This is a genomic window from Pseudoalteromonas sp. TB41, assembly GCF_000497975.1.
In the GTDB taxonomy this organism is placed as follows: Bacteria; Pseudomonadota; Gammaproteobacteria; order Enterobacterales; family Alteromonadaceae; genus Pseudoalteromonas; species Pseudoalteromonas tetraodonis.
Window position 1 is genome coordinate 57604 of the sequence record NZ_AUTH01000069.1, and the last position, 7906, is coordinate 65509.

At 40.2% G+C, this 7906-nt stretch carries 6 protein-coding genes; all 6 read left to right on the top strand.

The window, feature by feature from the left end; all coding sequences use genetic code 11:
• The first annotated feature begins 137 nt into the window (after positions 1-137).
• The 6 genes from L641_RS0109430 to L641_RS0109455 all read left to right on the top strand — a co-directional run bounded on the left by L641_RS0109430 (position 138) and on the right by L641_RS0109455 (position 7849).
• Positions 138-479 (top strand): hypothetical protein, encoded by a 342-nt coding sequence (locus L641_RS0109430; protein ID WP_024601760.1) that lies wholly within the window; start codon positions 138-140, stop codon positions 477-479.
• Positions 480-586: 107 nt separating this feature from the next.
• A complete protein-coding gene (locus tag L641_RS0109435) occupies positions 587-1084 on the top strand; it encodes a DUF411 domain-containing protein (protein WP_004589252.1) in 498 nt (165 codons plus the stop codon).
• A complete protein-coding gene (locus L641_RS0109440) occupies positions 1084-2511 on the top strand; it encodes a TolC family protein (RefSeq protein WP_024601761.1) in 1428 nt (475 codons plus the stop codon). The genes L641_RS0109435 and L641_RS0109440 overlap by 1 nt, the downstream gene beginning before the upstream one ends.
• Positions 2511-4268 (top strand): efflux RND transporter periplasmic adaptor subunit, encoded by a 1758-nt coding sequence (locus L641_RS0109445; protein ID WP_024601762.1) that lies wholly within the window; start codon positions 2511-2513, stop codon positions 4266-4268. The genes L641_RS0109440 and L641_RS0109445 overlap by 1 nt, the downstream gene beginning before the upstream one ends.
• Positions 4269-4283: 15 nt before the next feature.
• Positions 4284-7448, top strand: coding sequence for an efflux RND transporter permease subunit (locus L641_RS0109450; protein ID WP_024601763.1), 3165 nt, complete (start codon positions 4284-4286; stop codon positions 7446-7448).
• Positions 7449-7501: 53 nt separating this feature from the next.
• Complete coding sequence (locus L641_RS0109455; RefSeq protein ID WP_024601764.1) at positions 7502-7849, top strand: copper resistance CopC family protein; 348 nt, start codon at positions 7502-7504, stop codon at positions 7847-7849.
• Positions 7850-7906: the final 57 nt, after the last annotated feature.

The following is a 7906-nucleotide window of genomic DNA, read 5'->3' on the forward strand; positions in this document are numbered from 1 at the left end:
GATGAGATTATTATTTGTCACTTACCTCTTTGAAAAATTTGACGATAATCAAATATTCATAAATGTTTATACAGCATCAATTGACTTAGTCAAAAATTTGCATTAGTATTAGAGATGTATATTTGTAAGAGAATTTTATGTCTAAAGCATTTTCAAAAGTCTTAGTAATGACGCTTATGCTGGTTGCCTTTGTAGGGCAAGCATTTGTGTATTGCGAAATGTCATCAGGTTCTCACGAATCACACATGAACATGAACATGGATCATGGTGATATGAATAAAAGCAGTAATGGTCAATCAGAAGATTGTTGTGACGTTGAATGTATTTGTCCTGCAAATGCTTGCTCATCTACGACAGTCCTAAATTCCAGTATTGATTCGACAGATATTCAAATATTCAGTGAATCTGTAGCTGCTCTGCAATCTAAACAACCTCATTCAATTTCCACTTCCCTTTATCGTCCACCAATTTTTGCCTAATACAGGATTAGTGCGTCCAAATTTCTCGCACATGTAATTAATTTTTCTGTTAGTCAATATAGCGTCGTAGCGCTATAGATATTTTCCAGCGATGTCTGGGGGCAAAAATGATCAATAAGTATTTAAAAATAGCAGTAGTAATGCTGCTTTCACCTGCGTTTGCAAACGCCAACGAACATAACCATGCACACAATAACGACGTAACACCTTTGGAGTTAATCGTTTATAAAACCCCTACTTGTGGGTGTTGTAAAAAATGGATAACTCATATTGAAGACAAAGGGATCGTTGCGCATTCCAAAGATTTCCGAAACATCGGCAACATCAAAACTAAGTATGGTATCAAACCTAATTACCGTTCATGCCACACGGCAGTGAGTAGAAATGGATTTGCCTTTGAAGGTCATATACCTGCTAAATTTATTCAGCAGTTCTTATCAGAAGAACATCCCAATGCGATTGGGCTTTCAGTTCCAGCAATGCCAGTTGGCTCTCCCGGTATGGAAGTCGATGACCGCTTTATGCCATACAACGTGTTAATTCTATTTAAAGATGGAACGAGCAAAGTCTATGCAAAAGTTAAGACATACGAGGAGCAATTCTAATGAAATTGAACTCTTCAAACCTTACTTCACTTTCAACTGCATTAATACTCGGCTTATCTGTATTCTCAGCTCAAGCTGAGAAAGTAGTGTCGCTTGAACAAGCTATCACCTTAGCTCAGCAAAATGATCCTTGGCTTCATGGTAGCCGATTGAAACAAAGTGCAGTTGAAAATAGAAGTATTGCTTCAGGTACTTTGCCTGATCCGAAAGTATCGCTAGGGATAATGAATTTACCAACAGATACTTGGGATTTAGATCAGGAAGGAATGACTCAGCTAAAGGTTGGCGTCTCTCAAATGTTTCCGAGAGGCGACAGTCTAGAGATCAAGAAAGACCAGTTACAAATTGAGTCCACGAAATTTCCACTGTTACGAGAGGATCGTAAAGCTAAGTTGATAAGCCAAGTGTCACAACTTTGGTTAGATGCTTACTTAGCCCAACAAACTATTAAATTGATTGAAGATGATTGGTCTCTCTTTGAGCAGATGGCGGAAGTGGCTAAAGCTAGCTATTCAAACGTTGTTGGTAAAACTAGACAGCAAGATGTTATTCGTGCTCAGTTGGAAATCGTGCAGTTAGATGACAGATTAACTTCGCAAAAGCAGAAACTAGAAACGACAATCGCTCGTCTCAATGAGTGGCTTCATATTTACGATGCGGATCGTTTGAATGAATCATTCAACTTTGACGCGCAACCATTAGAGTTTAGCGTCTCAAAAGAATTGCCTTCGATTCAATTGAATAATCCAACAGTCCTAAAAGCATCTAATTACTCAAGAAATCTATTGGCTCAGGAGCTTTCGAATCACCCAGCCATACTTGCGATTGATATAAAACGCAAAGCTTCAGAAAAAGGAATTGAGTTAGCCAAACAGCAATATGAGCCGCAATGGGGTGTTAATGCTAGTTATGCCTATCGCGACAATATGCCCTCTGGTGATAGCCGAGCTGATTTATTTTCTGTTGGGGTAACGTTTGATTTACCCTTGTTTACCGAGAACAGACAAGATAAGCAAGTTGCAGCTTCTATTGCAGATTCAGAGACTATTAAAACCGAGAAACTATTACTGACAAAGCAAATGATCAGTGTTTTAGAAAAAGAACTAAGACAGCTTAAACGCTTATCAGATAGACAATCTATCTATCAAGAACAACTCCTTAAACAAACTCATGACCAAGCAGAAGCGTCATTGACAGCCTACACAAATGATGATGGCGATTTTGCCGAAGTTGTTCGAGCAAGAATTGCCGAATTAAATACCAGAATATCAGCTTTAAGAATTGATGTTGACGCACTTAAAACAGTTGCTCGTATCAACTATTTCTTTGCGCATTCTCAATCTAACTCAAATGCTGAACATAAGTCGATGCAAACTTCACACAAAACTAATCAGCACTTATCCAGTCAGCAATTTGGAGAAAAATAATGTCAACGAATACAAAAACAATTATTGCCATCATCATTGGGGCAGCACTTGGTGCTGGAGCATTGAGTTTATATCAAGGTACTGGCTCAAACAGTAATAGTAATGAAGCAACATCAGGAGAAAAAAAGCCTCTGTATTGGGTTGCACCGATGGATTCTAATTACCGCCGGGACAAGCCCGGTAAGTCGCCTATGGGGATGGATTTAATTCCAGTGTATGAGGAAGGATCATCTGGTGATGACTTTGGCCCCGGAGCAGTAAAAATTGCGCCTCATGTAGTGAATAACCTTGGGGTTCGCACTGCACCTGTTGAACTGAAAAATATGCATACTGAAATCTCAACGGTAGGTTATGTTCAATATGATGAAGATAAGCTAATTCATATCCACCCACGGGTTGATGGCTGGATTGATAAACTTTACATCAAAGCAGCAGGTAACCCTGTAGAGAAAGGGCAGCCTCTTTATACACTATATTCTCCTCAGTTAGTTAATGCTCAGGAAGAGCTGTTAATAGCGTTAAAGCGCAACAATAGTTCTTTAATTTCAGCAGCCAAAGATCGCCTAAAAGCGTTACAGCTTTCAGCAGACTTTGTTCAAAAGCTAGAAAAGACACGAAAGGTTCAGCAAACAATTACCTTTTATTCACCACAAGCAGGTGTTGTCGATGGTTTGAAGGTTAGAGAAGGTTTTTATGTAAAGCCGGGAAACACCTTATTAAGCATTGGCCAGCTAGATCAAGTTTGGGTTGAAGCAGAAGTGTTTGAACGTGACGCAGCCTTAATTAAAAAAGGACTTCCTGTATCAATGACACTGGATTATTTACCCGGTGAGGACTGGGCTGGTGTCGTTGATTATGTTTATCCAACATTGAACAGTAAAACACGCACACTCCGAGTGAGATTGAAATTTGATAACACAGACTATCAATTAAAACCAAATATGTTTGCACAAGTCTCTATTCACGCTAATCAAGCTGATAGCACCATCCTCGTGCCTAAAGAAGCCGTTATTAGAACAGGTAAACAGGACAGAGTAGTACTTGCGTTAGGTGATGGGCAATTTAAATCTATTGAAGTGACTATTGGCCGGGTTGATATCGACAGCATCGAAATATTAGACGGCTTAAATGAAGATGACGTTGTGGTGACATCTGCCCAATTCTTGATTGATTCTGAATCAAGTAAAAGCTCTGACTTTAAACGAATGACTCATGATGAAGTGCCTAACTCTGTTTGGATACAAGGGGATGTTAATAGTGTTATGGCAGGGCACCGCATGGTTAATATTTCACATGGCCCTGCTGAAGCTTGGGATTGGCCTGAAATGGTTATGGATTTTACTGTGGCTGAAAAAGTCGATATTGACTCATTAAAGTCAGGTCAATCTTTGCACTTTGAAGTGAGCAAAACCGAAGAGGGTGGATATGAAGTTACTGGAATTCATATCATGAGTGAGCCTGCTGATATGAGTGAAGAAGTATCATCAGCAACAGTATCAGGTTTAATTAATGCGATTGATATTGATACACGGATTCTAAATATTAGCCGAGGCCCAATAGAGAAGTGGGATAGACCTGCTGCGACGATGGATTTTATCGTCGCGGACAATATAGAAATAGTTGATTTCAATGTTGGTGATAATGTCACTTTCACTTTTGAGGTTAGGGATGACTTAGTTATCACTGACATTTCTCTTGAATCAGATGAACAACACGGCAAGGAAAATAAGCCGGTCGTTGATCACTCGAATCATTAAGTTGGGAGAAAAATAATGATTGAATCAATTATTAGATGGTCAATTGGCAATCGCTTCTTTGTTATCTTAGCTACCTTAATTTTGATTGGTGGTGGGCTATTTTCAATAAAGAATACGCCTGTTGATGCACTACCAGATTTATCTGACGTTCAAGTAATAATTAAAACGAATTACCCCGGTCAGGCACCGCAAGTTGTTCAAGATCAGGTTACTTATCCACTGACAACTGCAATGTTGTCTGTTCCCGGCGCTGTTACTGTTCGTGGCTATTCATTTTTTGGTGACTCATTTGTTTACGTCATCTTTGACGAAGACACTGACTTATATTGGGCAAGGAGCAGAGTACTTGAATATTTAAGTCAAGTAGCCCCTTCACTACCCGCTAGTGCGCGTCCACAACTAGGGCCAGATGCGACAGGTGTTGGCTGGGTTTACCTATATTCTCTTGTAGATAAAACGGGCAACTTGGATATTAGCCAATTGCGTAGTATTCAAGATTGGTTCTTAAAATATGAATTGCAAACTGTCCCCGGAGTGTCAGAGGTTGCTGCCGTTGGTGGAATGGTTAAACAATATCAAATACAAGTCGATCCCGATAAGTTAAGAGCCTACGGTATACCACTTAGTCACATTCAAATGGCCCTTAAGCGTGGTAACCAAGAAACAGGTGCCTCTGTTGTTGAAATGGCTGAAGCAGAGTACATGGTTACCGCTACTGGCTATATCAAAAGTATTTCAGATATAGAGTTGATCCCTCTCGGTGTGAACGAACAAGGAACGCCGCTTACTATTGGCGATGTGGCAGAAGTTAACTTAGGTCCACAAATGAGACGGGGCATCGCGGAACTTAATGGTGAAGGAGAAGTTGTTGGTGGTGTGGTTGTTATGCGCTTTGGTGAAAACGCACAAAAAACCATTGATGGAGTAAAAGCCAAATTAGAAGAGTTAAAAAAAGGTTTACCCGAAGGAGTTGAAATAGTTACGGTTTATGATCGCTCTGGCTTAATAGGAGAGGCGGTAGAAAACCTATGGAGTAAATTGCTCGAAGAGCTTGCTGTCGTCGCGATTGTATGTGTTGCATTTCTGTTTCATTTGCGATCTTCGATTGTTGCAGTTGTCACTCTACCTATTGGCATCTTAGCTTCATTTATCATCATGCATATGCAAGGTATCAATGCGAATATTATGTCATTAGGTGGTATCGCTATTGCAATTGGTGCGATGACAGATGGCGCAATAGTGATGATTGAAAATATGCACAAGCATATGGAGAAAACACCACTAACAGATGAAAATCGCTGGCAAATTGTTGCTAAGGCTGCGAGTGAAGTAGGCCCTGCACTATTTTTTAGCTTACTGATCATTACAGTCTCATTCTTACCTGTATTTATCTTGGAAGCGCAAGAAGGAAGAATGTTCTCTCCGCTCGCCTATACAAAAACCTATGCAATGGCGGCATCAGCAGGTTTGGCGATCACATTGGTGCCTGTATTAATGGGGTACTTTATTCGAGGCAAAATTGTTTCAGAAAAGAAAAATCCGTTAAACCGATTGCTAATTGCTATTTACATGCCTGTTTTAAAGCAAGTAATGAAGTTTCCAAAATCGACAATTGTAGCAGCAATATTAGTGACTATCGTCGGTTTTTGGCCTGTTGATAAGATTGGTAGCGAGTTTATTCCTCCTCTAGATGAAGGAGATTTAATGTACATGCCGACTACATATCCGGGGATCTCTATTGGTAAGGCAAGAGAAATTCTACAGCAGACAGACAAGCTAATTAAAACAGTGCCAGAAGTTGAAACAGTATTTGGTAAAGTAGGAAGAGCTGAAACTGCAACTGATCCCGCGCCTCTAACTATGATTGAGACCTTCATTCAGTTGAAGCCTCAAGAAGAGTGGCGTGAGGGAGTTACAACAGAATCTTTAAAAGCTGAGTTTGATAAATTGGTTAAGTTTCCGGGCTTAACGAATGCTTGGGTTATGCCAATCAAAACTCGTATTGATATGTTGGCAACAGGTATTAAAACGCCTGTGGGTATTAAAGTCGCCGGACCAGAGCTTGATGTGATTCAGGAAATCGGCCAACAAATAGAGCAAATTTTACCCGAAGTTACAGGCACAGCATCAGTTTACTCAGAGCGAGTTGCAGGTGGACGATATATCAAGGTTGATATTTCACGCGATAAGGCAAGTCGCTTTGGGTTAAACATCGAAGATGTTCAACAAGTGGTTTCTACAGCTATTGGTGGTATGAACGTTACCCAAACGGTAGAAGGTCAAGAGCGTTACCCTGTTAACTTACGCTATCCGCAAGACTATCGAGACTCTCCTGAGCAGCTATCACGATTACCTGTTGTAACACCAAGTGGTCAACGCATTGCACTAGGTGATGTCGCAGATATTCGAGTTGAGAACGGTCCGCCGGGGATTAAGAGTGAAAATGCTCGTTTAAATGGCTGGACGTTTATCGATATAGACGGTGTTGACGTAGGTACTTATGTTGAAAGTGCAAAAATACACTTGGCTAATAATCTAAAACTACCAGCAGGTTATTCAATTACTTGGGCTGGGCAATACGAATATATGGAAAGAGCGAAAGAAAAGCTCACCTATGTATTGCCTTTAACACTCGCCATTATTGTTATTCTACTTTACTTAAACTTCAGAGCGTTTAGTGAGGTGGCTATCATTATCGTTACCTTGCCGATGGCGATGATTGGTGGCTTATGGTTGATGTATCTGGAAGGGTTTAACTTCTCTGTGGCTGTTGGCGTGGGCTTTATTGCTCTAGCTGGGGTAGCGGTTGAGATTGGTGTGATAATGTTGGTCTATCTCAATCAGGCACTTGCTGAGCTTAAGGAAAAAGCTGAAGAGCGAGCTGAACCTATCTCTGATGATGCATATCAAGATGCCTTATTGCACGGTGCTGGATTACGTGTTCGTCCTGTAATGATGACAGTAGCGACAATCATTATCGGCCTAATGCCTATTTTATATGGTACAGGAACAGGCTCTGAGGTAATGAGTCGTATTGCTGCACCAATGGTAGGTGGGATGACAAGTGCAGTCCTGCTAACTCTAATTGTTTTACCCGCGATTTATTCAATCGTTAAAAAGCCCGAAGTAAACGCCTTTAACAAGGAGCTTTCTAAGGCGGAGCTAAAAAGTAATGCTTAGCGAAGTTAAGAAACCATAAATAGCAATTTCAATAAACTAAAATAGAGGTAAATATGAAAAAACTAATTAAATTTTTAACCGTAATCAGTGTCGTTTTTAGTAGTGCGGTATTTGCGCATGTGCATCTTGAAAAAAGTGTGCCTGCTGATAATGCAATGCTAATGAATCCTCCAGAAGAGTTAACTTTGGTGTTCAACAAAGAGGTACGGGTTGTAAAAGTTTCATTGGCCAATAAACAAGGCGAAGAATTTAAATTTGGATTCGAGCCTTCTAAAGTCGCTACTAGCAAATTTACATGGAAACTACCTAAATTAGCTCCTGCAAACTATGCTGTGGATGTAACCTTCTTAGGTAACGATGGTCATAAAATGAAACATAGCTTCGGCTTTATGGTTCACTAAAATAGGCGGTGTGATTGATATGGAAATGTATATCTGGAATACAGTCATTGTACTGTC

Coding starts and splice junctions, on each gene's coding strand:
- L641_RS0109445 (WP_024601762.1), top strand. CDS start 2,511: ATGTCAACGAATACAAAAACAATTATTGCCATCATCATTGGGGCAGCA.
- L641_RS0109455 (WP_024601764.1), top strand. CDS start 7,502: ATGAAAAAACTAATTAAATTTTTAACCGTAATCAGTGTCGTTTTTAGT.
- L641_RS0109440 (WP_024601761.1), top strand. CDS start 1,084: ATGAAATTGAACTCTTCAAACCTTACTTCACTTTCAACTGCATTAATA.
- L641_RS0109435 (WP_004589252.1), top strand. CDS start 587: ATGATCAATAAGTATTTAAAAATAGCAGTAGTAATGCTGCTTTCACCT.
- L641_RS0109450 (WP_024601763.1), top strand. CDS start 4,284: ATGATTGAATCAATTATTAGATGGTCAATTGGCAATCGCTTCTTTGTT.
- L641_RS0109430 (WP_024601760.1), top strand. CDS start 138: ATGTCTAAAGCATTTTCAAAAGTCTTAGTAATGACGCTTATGCTGGTT.